Raw genomic sequence first — 16,169 nt, 5'->3', positions numbered from 1 at the left:
TCATGTCTTAATTAACCTGGCTACAGCTATAATAAGTCGCTTTAATGAACACACCTAACTAATAAATAAAAAAAATTCTTTGTATAACCAACCTTCAAGGTGTGATTATACAGAATTTTCCCGTACATACCTTGATATAAAATCAAGGTTTTTGCAGTATATAGTTTGTCAGACTAATCGTCTACTAAAATAACAAAGACCATATTATCCACACAACATAAGATACGATTGGAATCCACAACAGCAAATCAATAATATAACGAGATTGTACTTGCTCTGTTGGTTTAGGTAAGGATTCAGTTGGTGGCTCAATTACTGTGGGTAGAGTGGGTGGAACTGGATTTGTATTAACTAGAGGAACACCTAAAATTTCTTGATTATTCAAATAAGGTCTTAACACCTCCGGTACTTTAATCGTCCCGTCTGGTTGCTGATAATTCTCCAAAATCGCGGCCATAGTCCTACCCACAGCTAAACCAGAACCATTTAAAGTATGCACAAACTGCGTCCCTTTCTTCCCCGCTTCCTTAAACCGAATATCCGCCCTTCTGGCTTGAAAATCTACACAATTAGAACAACTAGAAATCTCTCGATATTTCCCAGAAGATGGCAACCATACCTCTAAATCATAAGTTTTTGTGGACGAAAAACCTAAATCAGCAGTACATAAATTAATCACTCGATAAGGCAATTTTAAAGCCTGTAAAATACTCTCAGCATTTGCTAATAACTTCTCTAATTCCTCAAAAGAATCTTCGGGTTTTACTAATTTCACTAACTCCACTTTATTGAATTGATGTAACCGAATTAAACCCCGCATATCTCGGCCATAACTTCCTGCTTCCCGCCGAAAACATGGCGTATATGCAGTATGATAAATTGGTAATTCTTCTGCGTTAAGAATGTCCCCCCGATACAAATTAGTTACCGGTACTTCCGCAGTAGGAATTAACCACAAATCATCCTCTGCACATTTAAAACTTTCTTCGGCAAATTTAGGTAATTGTCCTGTACCTGTTAAAGAATCTGTATTTACTAACAATGGTGGACTAACTTCTATATAGCCATTTTCAATATGTTGAGACAGCATAAATTGAATTAACGCTCTTTCTAAAGCCGCACCAGCACCAATCAAACTCACAAAGCGACTTTGGGCAATTTTTACCGCTCTTTCAAAGTTCAAAATCCCTAATTTTTCCCCGATTTCCCAATGTGGTAAAATATGCGGATTTGCGGGTTTATATTCATCTCCCCATGTTCTCACTTCTTGGTTATCATCTTCACTTTTACCAAGGGGTGTAAAATCACTGGGTAAATTCGGAAGTGCTAACAGTAATTCGTGAATTTGGGCTTTTAACTCTTTTTCCTGGGGTTCTAAGTCACTTAATGTGGTCTTAATGGCGTTTCCTTCGTCCTTTAAAGCTTGTATTTCTGGACTTTGAGGATCAACAACTCCAGATTTTACTTTTTGACCGACTAATTTGCCAATTTCGTTGCTGCGGGCTTGTAGTTGACTGCGTTTACCTTCTAATTCCCGTTGTTGTTGGCTTAAATCTAATATAGGTTGAATGTCGTATTTACCGTTACGGCTGTTTAATTTCTCTTGTACGAGTTGGGGGTTTTCTCTAATTTGTTTAATATCCAGCATTTTTTGTTAATTGTTTGTTGTCAGTTGTTAATTGTACGGGTTTAGCAACAGTTATCAGTGTCAATTTAACTGAAAATTAACCCAAACATATCTTATTTTGTATCTTTTCCCAAAACCTAAAAATTGTTAAAATGGTAGGTTGGGTAGAACGCAGTGAAACCCAAGAGATTAACCAAGGGTTAAACTGATAAAATGTTGAGTTTTGTGTCTCTAGTCAATGTTACCTCAAACTGATGCTATGCTAGGAGTTATGAGAAGTACAAGATTCCCGATTTCTTGAAGAAGTCGGATATCTGACCTAATTTTAAGGAGATGATCAGTAATGATGACATCTGAAGCGGTTGTTTTAAATATCAAAAATGTGGGATTAAGTGATGATCAATTTTATCAACTATGTCAAATTAATGAAGATTGGAAACTTGAACAAACTGCTAAAGGAGAATTAATAATTATGCCTCCAGTTGGTGCAATTAGTGGTAATAGAGAATCAGATTTTAATGGTTATGTTTGGTTATGGAATCTTCAAAATAAACTCGGAAAAGTATTTAGTTCTTCCACTGTTTTTACTCTACCCCATGGTGGTAAACGTTCTCCTGATGTGGCTTGGATAGCTAATGAACGCTGGGAATCTTTAAGTGTTGAAGAACGGGAAAAGTTTCCTAAAATTTGTCCTGATTTTGTGATAGAATTGCGATCGCGCACTGATTCTTTGAGTCAATTACAGGAGAAAATGCAGGAATATCTTTATAGTGGTTTACGTTTAGGTTGGTTAATTGATCCTCAAAATCAACAAGTAGAAATTTATCGTCAAAATCAAACTGTAGAAATAGTATCATTACCAACAACTTTATCTGGAGAAGATGTTTTACCAGGATTTATTTTAGAACTACCTATTTTCAGAGATTAGGATACTACAACCACTATCAATTATAAATCAATTATAAATCAATTATAAATTACCTAGTAATACGATTCATTAACCACAGAGATGCTACTAAACCTGCAAAATGCGCTGATACAGTATTAGTATTTGCTTGAACTATAAGCATATCTAAACCGCTAATAATCCGCGTTGGATCAAATAATTGTGTAGTTACTGCTTGAGGAGATATAGACCTAGCTACCAATGTACCAACAATCGCTTGCGCTCCCAATAAAGTCACTAAAGTTCCGCTTAAATTTATCCATAGTCCTAATCTTAATACTTGCGCGGTTTCAGCTTTACGAGGACGATTAGTAGGATTAGGTGATTCTAGTTGTTTACCAATTCTGGTGTAGCGATAGGCTAGGTAAATACCAGCACCCAGGAGGACTATACCACAAATTGCTAAAAATACACCAAAGCCTGTCCCTGGATTATTGCTAGGACTACCTGCTTTTTGGCTAAAAATGCCAAATAATAAAACTATTATCCCAGATATTACCCCTAATACTAACTGAATCCAAAAACTAATCCAACCTGCTAGACGAAATTGTTGGGCTATAGCCCGGATGTTAGGTGATGGTGTTTCCGAGTTTTGTGACATATAAAAATTAAAAGTTAAAAGTTAAAAGTTAAAAGTTAAAAACAAACTTCCGTTTGTTCTCTGATTCCAGAATAATTGATAATGGTTTAAGTCTACTGAAAATTTCAGACTTAAAAATTAATTATGGATGCCGCTGTTTTGCAATCTACTTTCCTGTTAACTTTGTTGTTATCAGTTGGGTTGTTTTTCTTTATTCGGGCTTCAACTAAAGACCGCACAGAAGTGATGCGTTTAGTTTCACAAGAGGATGAAAATACGTTAATGACTTCATTAAAGGATTATTTTCGCACTCGTGCTTATCGAGTATTAGCGGTAGATTCTCCAAAAAATCAAGTCACATTTGAAGGATTTGTTAGACCTAGTTGGTTTTTAGCTATATTTTTAACTACATTAGCAGCGGTGGGTTTAGGTTGTTTGTCGTTAGTTTTATCCATGCTTTTTCCTGATTTTGGGCGGTTTTTTCCGGTAATAATCCTATTTTCACCTTTAAGTGGTCTATTGTATTGGAAAAAATCTGGAAGACTTGAGAAGGTGTCACTACAGATAGAAAATATCCGCAGTGGACAAAATTTATCAAGTGTAATTACTGTTACTGCCCATAGAGATGAACTTGCTGAGTTACAAGGGGCATTACAGCTAAAGGTGCTTGACACTTGATTGATTGTTGGGGATGAAAAAAATGAGCATCTATATCTCTACTCATGTAGAATTCTGACTAAACTTTTGAGCAAATTGGCAGTGAGGAGGAGAAAATACTGCTGCTGCTGTAAATTTTCCTGACGACTGGGATGTAATGAGGAAAAATCTAAATTGGTGGACAGAGCTTGATAGTAGTCCTTAGTGAGATCATGAATTTGTACCTCATCTTTGGATTTCCTTGGCTCTGTCGCTATTCTCCGCTGTGTAAGCTGATAATGAACTGATTCATACAACTAAACCGAGTTGATGAGGAGTTAATTATGCCATGACTTGAGAGAATTCGTTTAAACAGTGTTTAAACCTGCTTGACAATTCGACCACAAAATTAAAAAAAATGGAATTTTTGAAGAACCTGATCAAAATTGCCAGTTAATTATTGTCAGAGCCAGAAGCCACATTTAGGAGATATGATAGTCATTTGTTGTTTAATTAACAGTTACGGCAACTAGTTCCGATACTGCTACTAGTTCTGGTACTAGTTCTGTTACTAGTTCTGGTACTAGTTCTGGTACTAGTTCTGTTACTAGTTCTGGTACTAGTTCTGTTACTAGTTCTGGTACTGGTACTGATGCTGGTACTGGTACTGGTACTGATGCTGGTAATGTTACTGTTGGTGATTCAAAACTCCTCAAACTAGGAAACAAGAAATGATTTTCTTCTACGTATTGAGCACCGAACAGACCTTTTTCCGCCCAGAAATAACGGTCTGTTGTGTGTTCATTGCGTTTTACTAGTAGTAGCGCGGGTGGCATAATACCTTCAGCGTGAATAAACTTTCTTGCTGCTGTCACAGGTTTATCTTCGCCACTTTCGATGCTGTACTGGGGAATGTGTTCCAGTATCCGTCGTCCTTCCTGCCGACGACGACTTTTCCGCTTGCGTCTCCTTGCCAACCTATTGTCCTCCTGTTTCCAGCTATAGATTGTAGTTGTGGCTACAAAATCAGTCGTCATTATATATTTTTTATCTGAGAAAATCAATAGTTTTTAATGTTTTGATACAATAAAGAAAAAACAATAAAAATCAAGAATAAAAATTCAAAAAAAACTGCTGTCTACTACCCATTGTCTATTACCAATCATCCATTACTAGATTAGACTAGATACAGACACTTTGATCAGCTATGGGCTATGCACCACTTTTATCTGGCTTTAAGTCGTGTAAGAGTTTATTTTTGTTAAACTGCTAGTGACTGCAACTTTTCTACCTCCTAAATTCCTGCAACTAATGCTAATGTCTGCCAGTTCTGATTTTCTTGCTTTATGTCGAGAGCAAATAACCCTGTTAGCCCAAGGTATGGGAGCATCTTTTAGCGTAGTTTATTTAACACAGGAATTGGTAGAAAAACCTACAGGTGAGGCAAGACTAATTCCGGTGATGGTGTATCCAGAAACTATAGCATTAAATCCTAGTGATGAGTATGGTGAACAAGAAGACAGTTACCCAGTCAGACTTGCTCATGTTTTAGCATTACCAAATCAAGCAATGAGGTTGTTAAAACCGACTTCAGTATCTGAGTATTCATCAGCTTCAGCAGCAGCAACAGAAGAACAAAATATACAAGATAAACAAGATGAATATTCACTCAGTCATCACCAAATTGTTTCCCCCCTGATTTATGAGGGTGTAATGATGGGATTATTAGTGACTGCGAGGGAAGATAGGGAATGGAACCAACGGGAGGAGGGGGAAATTGAACGCATTGGGAAAACTTTAGCGATCGCTTGCATTTTAGATCAACGTCGGGCTTGGTTGCAACATCAACTCCAGCAAGAACAAATTCTCCAAGAGGAACAACGAGACTTATTAGATAATCTCTTACATCAGTTTCGTAACCCTTTGACTGCTATCCGCACTTTTGGTAAACTCCTATTTAAGCGAATGCGAGCGGTAGATCCTAATCGGGAGGTAGCAACCAGTATAGTCCGGGAGAGCGATCGCTTACAAGAGTTATTGCAAAAGTTTGATCAGGTTATTGATTTAAATACGGTAAATACAGCCAATTTAACACCTCTTTCCCTCCCAGAGTCAAAGGTAGTAATCAACCAAAATCAAAATGCAGAAAAACAAGGGAAACCTGTGTTATTGTTACCAGGAACAGGAGAACAGTTAACTAATTGTTCTGTAGCGGATTTATTAGCACCTTTGTTAATATCGGCTCAAGCTATTTCCCAAGAACGAAATTTACAACTAATTACGGAAATTCCTAATCATTTACCTTTAGTCAGGGTAAATGAAAAAGCCTTGCGAGAAGTATTGAGTAATATTATAGATAATGCTTTGAAATATACCCCAGCAGGTGGTAAGATATTGGTACAATGTGGGCAACAAAAGGGAAATTTCCAAGGTATTGCGATTAGTGATACAGGACCAGGTATTCCCCCGGAAGACTTAGAACATCTGGGAGAAAGACATTACCGAGGTGTACAAGCACAAACAGCAATTCCTGGGACTGGTTTAGGAATTGCTATTGCTCAACAGTTAATAGCAGAAATGCAGGGAAATATAGAGGTTTTCAGTCCAGCAATTGACTCAATTATTACATCATCTCACAGCCCAGGAGCTACGTTTATAATTTGGTTGTCTGCTGTTGTTTAGGTAATTGCTAAAAGTACGCAGTTCCAAGGGTTTCACATAAACATATAAATATAAAATTAATAGCACGGTTGCAAGAGGCAAGAGGGAAGAGGCAAAAGTAAAGAAGTTTTCAGCGATTTTACATTTCTTTACACAGTTTGGTTTTTTCATGCCAACCCTATTTAATTATCATCCCCATTTTGCGTTATGAGTAGTTACATCAGTGTAACTCTATAACTTTATTCAGAGAAAAATGGCTCGTCACCCTACTTTAACTTTTGATCGTGGTACATTAATTTTACACCCACCACCACGGAGTAAAACTTGGATAGATTATGCTACATGGGATGATAGAGTAGAAAAGTTTCGTATTCCGGCCATAAGATACCGTTCCTTAGTTGAAACGCTTCAAGCCGAAGCTACGGATTTTATTGATGAAGCTAAAGCTTTTTATCCCCTGGAGTTGGTAGCTAGTGTAGAAATGACCCCCTATTCCCACCAAAATGAGGCTTTAGCGGCTTGGAAACTGGCTGGACGACGGGGGGTAGTTGTGCTACCAACAGCAGCAGGTAAGACCTATTTGGCGCAAATGGCTATGCAGTCCACGCCGCGCACCACGTTAATTGTAGTCCCAACTTTGGATTTAATGCACCAGTGGTATGCTCACTTAGTAGCAGCTTTTCCTGACCAGGAGGTAGGTTTACTGGGGGGTGGTTCACGGGATAGAACACCGATTTTAATTGCTACATACAATAGTGCGGCTATTCATGGGGAAAGTTTAGGTAATAAATATGCTTTGATAATTTTTGATGAATGTCACCACTTACCTACAGATTTTAACAGAGTTATTGCTGAATATGCGATCGCTCCCTATCGTTTAGGACTTTCTGCAACCCCGGAACGTACAGATGGTAAACACACTGATTTAAATCTTCTTATTGGTAGGGAAGTTTATCGTAAACGCGCTGAAGATTTAGCTGGTAGAGCTTTAGCTGCTCATGAAATTGTGCAAATTAAAGTTAAATTATCCCAATTAGAACGAGAAAAATATAATCAGTTAATTCAAACTCGCAATGATTTTTTAAAACAATCAAAAATCTCTTTAGGAAGTATCCAAGGTTGGCAAATGTTTGTACAAATGAGTGCAAGATCCCAACCTGGACGTAGAGCAATGTTAGCACATCGTCAAGCCAAAGAAATCGCTTTGGGAACTGATGGTAAATTGCGGGTACTTGTAGACTTGTTAACCACCCATTATCCCGAAAGAATTTTGATTTTTACTGCTGATAATGCTACAGTTTATCGTATTTCTCAAGATTTATTAATTCCCGCAATTACTCATCAAACACCAGTGAAAGAAAGACACGAAATTTTAACTAAATTTAAAGCAGGTGAATATAATACTTTAGTTGCTTCTCATGTCTTAAATGAAGGTGTAGATGTTCCCGCAGCCAGTATTGCGATTATTCTATCAGGTACGGGTTCAACCCGGGAATATATTCAACGATTGGGGAGAATTTTACGCAAGGGAAATTTAGCAAATAAACAAGCAATTTTATATGAAGTCATAGCCGAAGATACAAACGAGGAGGGAACTTCAGCCAGACGCAGGGGAGAAAATAACACTCAGGAAGAAAAACCGAAAAAGGCAAATTTACAAGTTATTTATGGTGGAGCAAAGAAAAGCGATTTAAAAGCAGCAGAACAATTAGAAATTAACTATTCAACTAAAAAGAAAGATGTTACCAACGGACTTACTGATACACCGCCAAAACGGCGAGGAAATTATTCCGAAGAGACTGAAACTTGATCATAAACATTTGAATTTAGCCAGGGATTTAATTAGTTTTTTTCAGGAAGCAGTCGGGAAAACTCAAGGATTATTAGAACGTCAATTAGCAGACTTTGAAGGAGATACTACAGATTACCGCATGAAACGGGGTTTAGCTTATATTCTGAAAAGCAGTTTTTGTACTTTTGAAATAGTCAGTCCTCTCGAACCAGCAATGTTAAGAGAAAGGGTATTTACTTTAGCAGCAAAATCTACTTGTAGTCGAGAATTAACGGATATTACTTTAAATAAAATTGCGGCTGATTTAAGTCAAGAACTCAACCAAGAAATTTTACCTATACAAATACGAGACGGACTTTACGCAGATTTATCAGAAAATAAAATTCTAACTGCTTTTGATGCTCCCAAACCAGAAGATGTTTTACATCGTTATAATTTATCTCAAATTCAAGGAGTTTTTTATAAAGCTAGTCAATTAGTATTAAATGCTCATCGCAATGTTCCCGGAGAATATAAACTATTGTTTCGTTATTTAAAGCTATTTCAATTAATGGCTTATATTGAAGGTGATGCAGATCATGGTTTTACGATTACTGTAGATGGTCCGGCAAGTTTATTTACTTCCAGTACCCGTTATGGTTTAGCTATAGCCAAGTTAATTCCCGCTTTACTTCATGTGACAAAATGGAGTTTATCAGCGACTTTACAAACTCGTGATTTTTACACAAATGATTTGAAAATAGGACGTTTTAGCCTTAATTCTGAATGTGGATTAGTCTCCCATTATCCTCCAGGTAAACCTTATGATAGTATGTTGGAGGAATCTTTTGCTAGTAAATGGGATGGCTTAAAAAGTGGTTGGATATTAGAGAGAGAAGTTAATTTAATTCCCATTCCTGGTAGTGTGATGATTCCCGATTTTCGATTAGTTCATGCAGACGGACGGGTATTTATTTTAGAAATAATTGGTTATTGGAGACCAGAATATTTACAAAAGAAATTTTACCAAATAAAACGGGCAAATTGCGATAATTTAATTTTAGCAATTTCCGAAAGGTTGAACTTAGAAAAAGCTGGAGTCAAATTAGATAATGTTCCCGCAAGAATTGTTTGGTTTAAAGAAAAGTTATTACCCAAATCTGTATTAGCAGTAATTGACTTCCTTCCCACCAACTTACTTATATAAAATATGCAAAATGTACAGCGCCAATCCCTCTATGGTGAAGGTTGACGCTGTACGGTTTTATATTTATCTATTATCCGCTAGGGTCTTTTTCGGCTGACCCTGATGTTATTAAAATTAATAATCGCCTATTTTTGAAAAAATAGGGACTTTCTTAAGTATTTCTTTATATTTACTTTCCTGATCAATTATGAATCTTTGTAAAGATTTGTATTGCAGGAAAAGCTGATCACCTGTGTTTTTTGCCGATAATAGATGCACCTAATATCTCTGATATCCAAACTTCAATATTGCGGATAGGATGGGAACGGATGGCTGTAAAATCAGGATGGATAATTGGCTCTACTAAAATTGTAAACATTCCTAAACGATTACCCGCTAATACATCTGTAAACAAGCGATCGCCCACCATACCCACTTGATGTGCGGGTAAATTCATCCCTTGTAAAGCAGCCCGAATTTTCCGCCGGGAGGGTTTGGCCGCGCCTAAGTAGTACGGTAGTTCTAGGGAACGGGCAATACCACCAATTCGGGATTCACTTAAATTATTGCTAACTAACCACAATGCTGTACGAGTACGGATTTCTTCTACCCATGCTTGCAATTCTGGGAAAGTAGAACTTGTGGTCATGGGTACTAAAGTTTCATCCACATCCAATACTAGCCCCTTTAGCCCATATTGTTGGATTAAGTCTGGTGTCAGTGTCAAAACTGAACCCGCTAAAATTAAGTTAGGCTGTAATAGATGGTTGCGAGTCATAATTTTTGTATAGTTACCATGAGATTGTGAGTATCTCACGCAAATTCGCTAAGTACGTTGGCGTTAAAAATTGTCGTTATGACAAGGGAACTCTTAACTGGGAACAGGGAACAGGGAAGAGGTTTTAGGCCACTTTACTTTTCGTTACTTATGTTGGTTTTTTTCCGTTAACCTACTTAAATCACGAATAATTAGAGTTGCCAAGGTTGAATTGAGCAATTTCAGATTTCAATTTAGCAACACCATTTTCAGCATGGGAGCAAGGGGTGAGAATTTTGCCAGTCTTCTGATTCCTCGCTCCTGGATGCTTAAATTTTGGAATTAATTACTCAACTTCATTAAAAAGATGTTCTTCTAAGAGGGGTTGAAATTTACGGAACTCTTCAGGAGAAAGTAATTCTGGTTCACCAGTTTTAGTAATTCTCGCAAAAAAGAGTAGGGGGTCTAGGGGAGTATAAATTGCATACTCCTGGTCGTCATGATAAAAATTGGCAATTTCCATTAATTGCTCTGGTTCTAAACCGTTTTCTTCGTCTTCAATTTCTAAAGTGAAGAATTTAGATTCGTCTTCAGGAGGTAACTCCCCTGCTACGGTTAAAGCATAAGCAGTATTCTTGAGAATCAGGTTTTGCTCAGAAAGAACTGCTTGAGCCGTGCCGAATATTTCTTCAATGATATCATCATCTTCTACTAATACGGCTTCTTCTTCATCGCCATCAGTTTGCCAAGCAAATATTTCTATCGGTGTATCTACGGGCAAAAGCAGAACATAATTTTCTCCATCTACGGAGAGATTATGTTCAATGTAACATTCTAGGGTTCGTTTTAGCTCATCTGTTAAAATCAGGGAACTTTCGGAATCGTGATCATTGTCTTCGGGAAATGGAGATGAATTCATACTTGAATTATGTAGCTGTAATCATAAAATCTAATACTCTTCAATATGGAAATCATCAAACTGCTTGCGGACAGTTGATGTCAACCATAAATTCAGAGATAGAAGTAATAGCTTTTAGAATACCATGTAAAAAGGGGTCACTCATCAGTAAATGTTACTGCCCCCTGTACTAAACTGCGTCTAGCATCTAACCACTGTTGTAAAATCAATGCAGCAGCTTTACGATCTATTAAACCCTTATTTCTAGACGGGGAACGATTCTCAGCTATCAGCAGTTGTTCTGCTTGCAAGGAAGTTAATCTTTCGTCCATATATTCTAAGGGAAGTTTGAGCGCCGAAGCCAGTCTAGAGGCAAATTTTTGCACGTGACGGGCTTGAACACCAATAGTACCATCCATTGAATATGGTAAACCAACCACAAGAATTTGTACCTGTCGCTGGTTGACTATTTGCTGGATTTGTGCTACATCTTCGACAAAGGAACGACGCTCAATCGTGGTGATACCCGTAGCAATTAAACCAGTCCCATCACATCCCGCTAAACCGATGCGTTTACTACCAACATCGACACCCAAAGCGGAGATAAATGATTTTGATTGCTGTGGAGAAATCACGTTATTGTTGTTCATGGAGTTGATCTGTGGCTGAGTCTAGTAGAGGGGGTGTATCTATATGAGAACTTTTATGAGTGAAACTGACAATTTCTGACTGGTTTGGTATAGCTCTTTCTGGCTGTACCTGTTGTGTTTGCGGTATCCATGACATTCCCCCTGGTATGGGTTTGCGAGTCGGTTGCAGTCCTTGTAACATTTCTTGCCACTGAATCCCTTCTAAGGAGACAAATTTCGATTCTCTGAGTTTATGCCACACAGAACGAGACATGATCAGGGTATGTTCTCGACGTTTAGCACCAATACGCTCTAAGTATTCCTCCCGTTCTGGTTGATAGTCTGAAGAAGCTAATTGTAACCCTTGTTGGGGAAAATCTTGGGCAATGCGAGCTAATTGAGACAATAATTCAGGATACAACCAAGTATAAGCGGGATGAACTGTGAGAGTTGCTACATGAGGATTTGCCCCGGTACGGTGCAGTTGGATCTGAAAATAACCAATAGCTGCTTTGCGCTGGGGTTCAAACACATAGCCACTGACAACTTCAGTTTTGCTCGTCCACTGCTTGACAGCATCAATTATCGCCCCAAACAAGGTAGTTTTAAAGTCGTGGGTATGACGATCAAATACTTGCCTGACTAAAGGAGGCATGGATGCTGTATCTAATTGATATAATAGAGGAGCATCAGCATTACTCACTGGCAAGAGATTGGGTAAATCTGGTTCGGTTTGGATTAATTCGGCTAATAACTGCGGACTAATTTCCCAGTATGTCATTTCTGCTAAACGTTGAAATCCATTATGCCGATAAAGTGCTAAGGCATCCACATCATTAACGTTAACTTCTAATATCCACGTCCGCGCTTCTAAAATTGATTCAAAGCAATGGCGTAGTAGTTGAGAACCTACCCCCATGCGATCGCCGGTTCGTGCTAACATGACTTTATTAACACGCCAAGTGCTACGAGTCCGGTTAAAGGGTGATACTTGAATCATTCCTAACAGTATTCGTCCCTGTTCGGCGATATAGCTCCAGAAGCGGTATTGTAATGGGTTAGGAAACCAACTCAAGAATTTAAGTAATCCATACCAGCGCCGTAGCCACTGCATTTCACCCATAGATTCAGTAGCTGCTTGGGGGGAAAGGTGGGATAATGACTCTTGAGTCAAGGATTCAATTCCGTCCAAATCTCGATGTTGGACTGGTCTGATAATAACACTGAGGTTTCGAGGGAGTAGTGGATTCATTTTAATTCCAGCCGCTATTTAACCTTTACAAAAACAAAATTACAAAAACAAAATATGATAGTGATGTTATACTACAATTATTTCTATTTATTTTCTATTTATTTTAACGGGTTTTTACCCTGATGTCTTGTTTCCAAAGAGTGATTCCCTTAATTAAACCTTGACTAAATACGTAAAAAATATCAAAAGCAGAAACCGCGATTATACCCTTAGGGTGAAAACCACAAATATCTGCTTTTATTGTATGTTAATTCTACTAAAAATACTTTTAAATCCACAGACATTCTATAGACTTTGACGAGAAGCAAACTTTTCAAAGTCTGCTTGGGTTTGATGAAGTAATTGTTGACGAGAATCTTGTATAGTTTGTTGGAAGTTGGGAACCAAGTTGCGAGCTTGTAGTGTCATGTGCAACTGTAAATGGGCAACATAGTCGCTGATATCTTGATTGTCTACAGTTGCGCCCGTTAATACGTTTGATTCCATTGTCACTGTGTTCTCCTTCGTAAATTGGTGTAATAGCCGTACTAGATTAAAATCTATCATGTTTTTTGTCTGTTTGCTGATTTCGCAATGAAGTGTAATGATTGTTCATTGGTTATGATACTATCTGCCATATCCTACTTAATACACCACAATACAGAATTTCAGCATCAATATTGTCAATAACATCAAAATTATTGAAAATTATTGACAATTGTAACGTATTATTCTAAACTTGATAAGAAAGATACATTTTTTGCTGACCGAAAAATCGGATACAAGCTCAATGCATCGTTTTTAAGATGGCTTTATAGTCAACCAACTATACAACTATAATTGTACTGTTATGATGACATCAGAGTTTTGGTCATTGTGGATGGATCACAATGAATATTTATACAAAGCTTGTGTGAAGTGGATGGGTAACGTTCCTGATGCTGAAGATGTTTTAAGTCAAGCTATGCTCAAAGCTGAGGAGAAAATACGTATCCATCAGGTACAAGTGATCAACTTTAAACCTTGGGTAACAAAACTAACTTATAATCTCTGTCTTGATCTGCAAAGACAGCGTTATCAGACTATCCAATATTGTCATAATCGGGAAGTTATTAGTGATAGAAATGCAGAATTATTAGTGACTAAAGAAGAGGAAAATCCAGTGTTTGTGGCTACGCAACAAGAACTGGAAAAAATTTTTTCTGTTTGGATTGATGAGTTACGTCCCATACTACGTGATACCTTTATTTTATACTTTCAAGAAGAACTATCATATATAGAAATTGCACAAAAACTGAATATTTCCTGCTGCAATGTACGTAGGCGAATTCATGAAGCTCGGATAATTTTAAAACAGCGATATCATCAGGATTATATCGGGGAAGACAGGCGTAAATTTGAGGTTGTTTCTCAAATTGACAGAAATAAAGAGTCTGATCAGATCACTAAAATAGGATTAGCTAATATTGAAAATATAGAATTACCGATTTTAGAATTATCCAACCAGGAAGAATTACCAGAAGCAGTTAATACTCAGGTTCTACCCCACCCTAACCCTCCTCTTGACCAGGAGAAGAAACTAGATGTTGGTTTCCCTTCTCAAGCAGGAGAAAAGGAGGATAATTCAACTTCTGTGTATACTGTAGTCCCTGAAAAACAGAGAATTTTCCGGAACTTTTTCGACCAGATTAATATCGTCTTAGCAGAAAAAATCGCGGCACTGGTGCCAGCAGTTCGCTACCCCACAGCAATTAAAACTCCAAGTTGCCAAAAAGTGTACATTCATAGTATGAACCAAAGAGTAGCCAAAGTTATTCCCTCTCGTTCTCCTCCTCCATATCAACTTTCCTATGGTCAATTCTTAATCATGATCTACCAGACTACAGTAAGTACAAGTTTAGCTGTGATTATTGCTGCTGCTTTTCCACTCAAAGCCTCAGCCGAAGATCTTAATATAAACTTTACAGGCACCATACCATCCGTTGTCAAGATTAACAGCACCAGTCCAGGTCCTATTGAAAACACCCCTGAGCAAGAATTTCAAAGTGATGATCCTACACCAGCGATATTAAATATTACTCACACTACTGGCATCGTCTTGAGCATTACCAATATTACTGATAACGGTACGGTTTTATCTGGCAGTAAAACATATAACGATCTTGATCTGATCAACGCTAAAGTCAAAGATGGTGATAATCTCCTGATTCAAAGTGAAATTTCACCTAGTGGCAGGTCTACCCCAGTTTATCCGCTGAATGTAGCAAGTGCAGTTCAAGCAGCAGTCACTAGTGGTAAAGAGTATCCAGTTTACCTTGAGATTACCAATATTTCCGGCTTATTACCACAAGGAATCTACAAAATCCGTGTCAATGTTCTGATCACACCCCAGTAATTTACTCGTATAAGGAAAGACAAGGCAGACAAGGAAGGAAAGTGGACAAGGAAGAAGAACCAAGAAAAATTAAAACCCATGAAGATTTAGGGATATATCAAAAAGCGTTTAATGCAGCAATGACAATTTTTGAGTTGTCAAAAAGGCATTTGACAGTTGACAGTTGACAAGACGCAAAAAAACCGCGAAAAATTTGCTTTTTAGGTATTGACAAAGGATTTTAAATATGTTATCGTTAAGTTGACAAGGAAGAACTATCTTAAAATATTTAGAAATAGGGTGTGTTAGCTATTAGTAACGCACCATTGGTAAAGACTTTGAGTGTAGCACAGCGATAGCGAAGCGCTGCTGCAAGCAGTTCGCTATATAATAGCCAAGTAGTAGGGTGTGTTAGCTATTAGTAACGCACCCTTGGTAAAGACTTTGGATGTAGCACAGCGATAGCGAAGCGCTGCTGCAAGCAGTTCGCTATATAATAGCCAAGTAGTAGGGTGTGTTAGCTATTAGTAACGCACCCTTGGTAAAGATTTTGGATGTAGCACAGCGATAGCGAAGCGCTGCTGCAAGCAGTTCGCTATATAATAGCCAATTTTTAACGCTAACCCACTTATGCGGTTTCAGTAAAATTTGAAGACCCTAATGGAATAAAATAGTCCCCTCCCCTTCCTAGAGAGTGAAAGTAGAGTAGCCTTTATTACCCAAAAAAGTTCAGTAAAAAAATAAATCCCACATTCCGCACCCCAAACTGTCACAGAGGTAAATTACGTAGAGAAAAAATTAAAGAGAGCATCAAAACAAACATATAAAGTGAAAAAAGGCATTTGAGAAACAGTAAATCACCAAAAACGTCAT

General features: G+C 37.7%; 12 protein-coding genes and 2 pseudogenes. 6 read left to right on the top strand and 8 right to left on the bottom strand.

The window, feature by feature from the left end; all coding sequences use genetic code 11:
* Positions 1-367: 367 nt before the first annotated feature.
* Positions 368-1,648: pseudogene (gene serS, locus FFO06_RS04340) on the bottom strand (serine--tRNA ligase); the annotation flags it as partial.
* A gap of 322 nt (positions 1,649-1,970) precedes the next feature.
* On the opposite strand from serS, the gene FFO06_RS04335 reads away from it, so the two are divergent.
* On the top strand, positions 1,971-2,555 hold the full coding sequence (locus FFO06_RS04335) for a Uma2 family endonuclease (protein ID WP_137906926.1): 585 nt from the start codon (positions 1,971-1,973) through the stop codon (positions 2,553-2,555).
* A gap of 49 nt (positions 2,556-2,604) precedes the next feature.
* Here the strand turns inward: FFO06_RS04335 and FFO06_RS04330 are convergent, their stop codons facing one another.
* Complete coding sequence (locus FFO06_RS04330) at positions 2,605-3,174, bottom strand: DUF3611 family protein (protein ID WP_137906925.1); 570 nt, start codon at positions 3,172-3,174, stop codon at positions 2,605-2,607.
* Positions 3,175-3,297: 123 nt separating this feature from the next.
* Between FFO06_RS04330 and FFO06_RS04325 the strand changes: the two genes are divergently transcribed.
* Positions 3,298-3,831 (top strand): cofactor assembly of complex C subunit B, encoded by a 534-nt coding sequence (locus FFO06_RS04325; RefSeq protein ID WP_137906924.1) that lies wholly within the window; start codon positions 3,298-3,300, stop codon positions 3,829-3,831.
* Positions 3,832-4,460: 629 nt separating this feature from the next.
* On the opposite strand, the pseudogene FFO06_RS04320 reads toward FFO06_RS04325, so the two are convergent.
* Positions 4,461-4,766 (bottom strand): annotated as a pseudogene (locus FFO06_RS04320) (DUF3155 domain-containing protein); the annotation flags it as partial.
* A gap of 334 nt (positions 4,767-5,100) precedes the next feature.
* On the opposite strand from FFO06_RS04320, the gene FFO06_RS04315 reads away from it, so the two are divergent.
* The 3 genes from FFO06_RS04315 to FFO06_RS04305 all read left to right on the top strand — a co-directional run bounded on the left by FFO06_RS04315 (position 5,101) and on the right by FFO06_RS04305 (position 9,428).
* Positions 5,101-6,471, top strand: a complete 1,371-nt coding sequence (locus tag FFO06_RS04315) for a sensor histidine kinase (RefSeq protein WP_137907029.1) — start codon at positions 5,101-5,103, stop codon at positions 6,469-6,471.
* 232 nt (positions 6,472-6,703) lie between these two features.
* Positions 6,704-8,260, top strand: coding sequence for a DEAD/DEAH box helicase (locus tag FFO06_RS04310; RefSeq protein WP_137906923.1), 1,557 nt, complete (start codon positions 6,704-6,706; stop codon positions 8,258-8,260).
* Positions 8,190-9,428, top strand: coding sequence for a DUF790 family protein (locus FFO06_RS04305; protein WP_137906922.1), 1,239 nt, complete (start codon positions 8,190-8,192; stop codon positions 9,426-9,428). The genes FFO06_RS04310 and FFO06_RS04305 overlap by 71 nt, the downstream gene beginning before the upstream one ends.
* A gap of 226 nt (positions 9,429-9,654) precedes the next feature.
* Here FFO06_RS04305 and FFO06_RS04300 read toward each other — a convergent pair whose 3' ends face one another.
* From FFO06_RS04300 to FFO06_RS04280, 5 genes are all read right to left on the bottom strand, one after another.
* A complete protein-coding gene (locus tag FFO06_RS04300) occupies positions 9,655-10,185 on the bottom strand; it encodes a YqeG family HAD IIIA-type phosphatase (RefSeq protein ID WP_137906921.1) in 531 nt (176 codons plus the stop codon).
* A 325-nt stretch (positions 10,186-10,510) separates the two neighbouring features.
* Positions 10,511-11,083 carry a DUF3727 domain-containing protein gene (locus FFO06_RS04295; RefSeq protein WP_137906920.1) on the bottom strand — a complete coding sequence of 191 codons (573 nt, stop codon included), beginning with the start codon at positions 11,081-11,083 and terminating at the stop codon, positions 10,511-10,513.
* 137 nt (positions 11,084-11,220) lie between these two features.
* A complete protein-coding gene (gene ruvX / locus FFO06_RS04290; protein ID WP_137906919.1) occupies positions 11,221-11,712 on the bottom strand; it encodes a Holliday junction resolvase RuvX in 492 nt (163 codons plus the stop codon).
* Positions 11,699-12,943 carry a GNAT family N-acetyltransferase gene (locus tag FFO06_RS04285; protein ID WP_201275419.1) on the bottom strand — a complete coding sequence of 415 codons (1,245 nt, stop codon included), beginning with the start codon at positions 12,941-12,943 and terminating at the stop codon, positions 11,699-11,701. The genes ruvX and FFO06_RS04285 overlap by 14 nt, the downstream gene beginning before the upstream one ends.
* A gap of 285 nt (positions 12,944-13,228) precedes the next feature.
* Complete coding sequence (locus FFO06_RS04280) at positions 13,229-13,429, bottom strand: hypothetical protein (RefSeq protein WP_028082167.1); 201 nt, start codon at positions 13,427-13,429, stop codon at positions 13,229-13,231.
* 343 nt (positions 13,430-13,772) lie between these two features.
* Between FFO06_RS04280 and FFO06_RS04275 the strand changes: the two genes are divergently transcribed.
* Positions 13,773-15,317, top strand: coding sequence for an RNA polymerase sigma factor (locus FFO06_RS04275; RefSeq protein WP_137906917.1), 1,545 nt, complete (start codon positions 13,773-13,775; stop codon positions 15,315-15,317).
* Positions 15,318-16,169: the final 852 nt, after the last annotated feature.

Source organism: Dolichospermum planctonicum (genome assembly GCF_005402965.1).
GTDB lineage: Bacteria > Cyanobacteriota > Cyanobacteriia > Cyanobacteriales > Nostocaceae > Dolichospermum > Dolichospermum planctonicum.
Note: the sequence above shows the minus strand (reverse complement) of the source record. Positions and strands in the feature narration are given on the sequence as shown.

What these genes read in the sequence shown, in the direction of transcription:
- FFO06_RS04335 (WP_137906926.1), top strand. Translation starts at nt 1,971, where the DNA reads ATGATGACATCTGAAGCGGTTGTTTTAAATATCAAAAATGTGGGATTA.
- FFO06_RS04330 (WP_137906925.1), bottom strand. Translation starts at nt 3,174, where the DNA reads ATGTCACAAAACTCGGAAACACCATCACCTAACATCCGGGCTATAGCC.
- FFO06_RS04325 (WP_137906924.1), top strand. Translation starts at nt 3,298, where the DNA reads ATGGATGCCGCTGTTTTGCAATCTACTTTCCTGTTAACTTTGTTGTTA.
- FFO06_RS04315 (WP_137907029.1), top strand. Translation starts at nt 5,101, where the DNA reads ATGCTAATGTCTGCCAGTTCTGATTTTCTTGCTTTATGTCGAGAGCAA.
- FFO06_RS04310 (WP_137906923.1), top strand. Translation starts at nt 6,704, where the DNA reads ATGGCTCGTCACCCTACTTTAACTTTTGATCGTGGTACATTAATTTTA.
- FFO06_RS04305 (WP_137906922.1), top strand. Translation starts at nt 8,190, where the DNA reads ATGTTACCAACGGACTTACTGATACACCGCCAAAACGGCGAGGAAATT.
- FFO06_RS04300 (WP_137906921.1), bottom strand. Translation starts at nt 10,185, where the DNA reads ATGACTCGCAACCATCTATTACAGCCTAACTTAATTTTAGCGGGTTCA.
- FFO06_RS04295 (WP_137906920.1), bottom strand. Translation starts at nt 11,083, where the DNA reads ATGAATTCATCTCCATTTCCCGAAGACAATGATCACGATTCCGAAAGT.
- ruvX (WP_137906919.1), bottom strand. Translation starts at nt 11,712, where the DNA reads ATGAACAACAATAACGTGATTTCTCCACAGCAATCAAAATCATTTATC.
- FFO06_RS04285 (WP_201275419.1), bottom strand. Translation starts at nt 12,943, where the DNA reads ATGAATCCACTACTCCCTCGAAACCTCAGTGTTATTATCAGACCAGTC.
- FFO06_RS04280 (WP_028082167.1), bottom strand. Translation starts at nt 13,429, where the DNA reads ATGGAATCAAACGTATTAACGGGCGCAACTGTAGACAATCAAGATATC.
- FFO06_RS04275 (WP_137906917.1), top strand. Translation starts at nt 13,773, where the DNA reads ATGATGACATCAGAGTTTTGGTCATTGTGGATGGATCACAATGAATAT.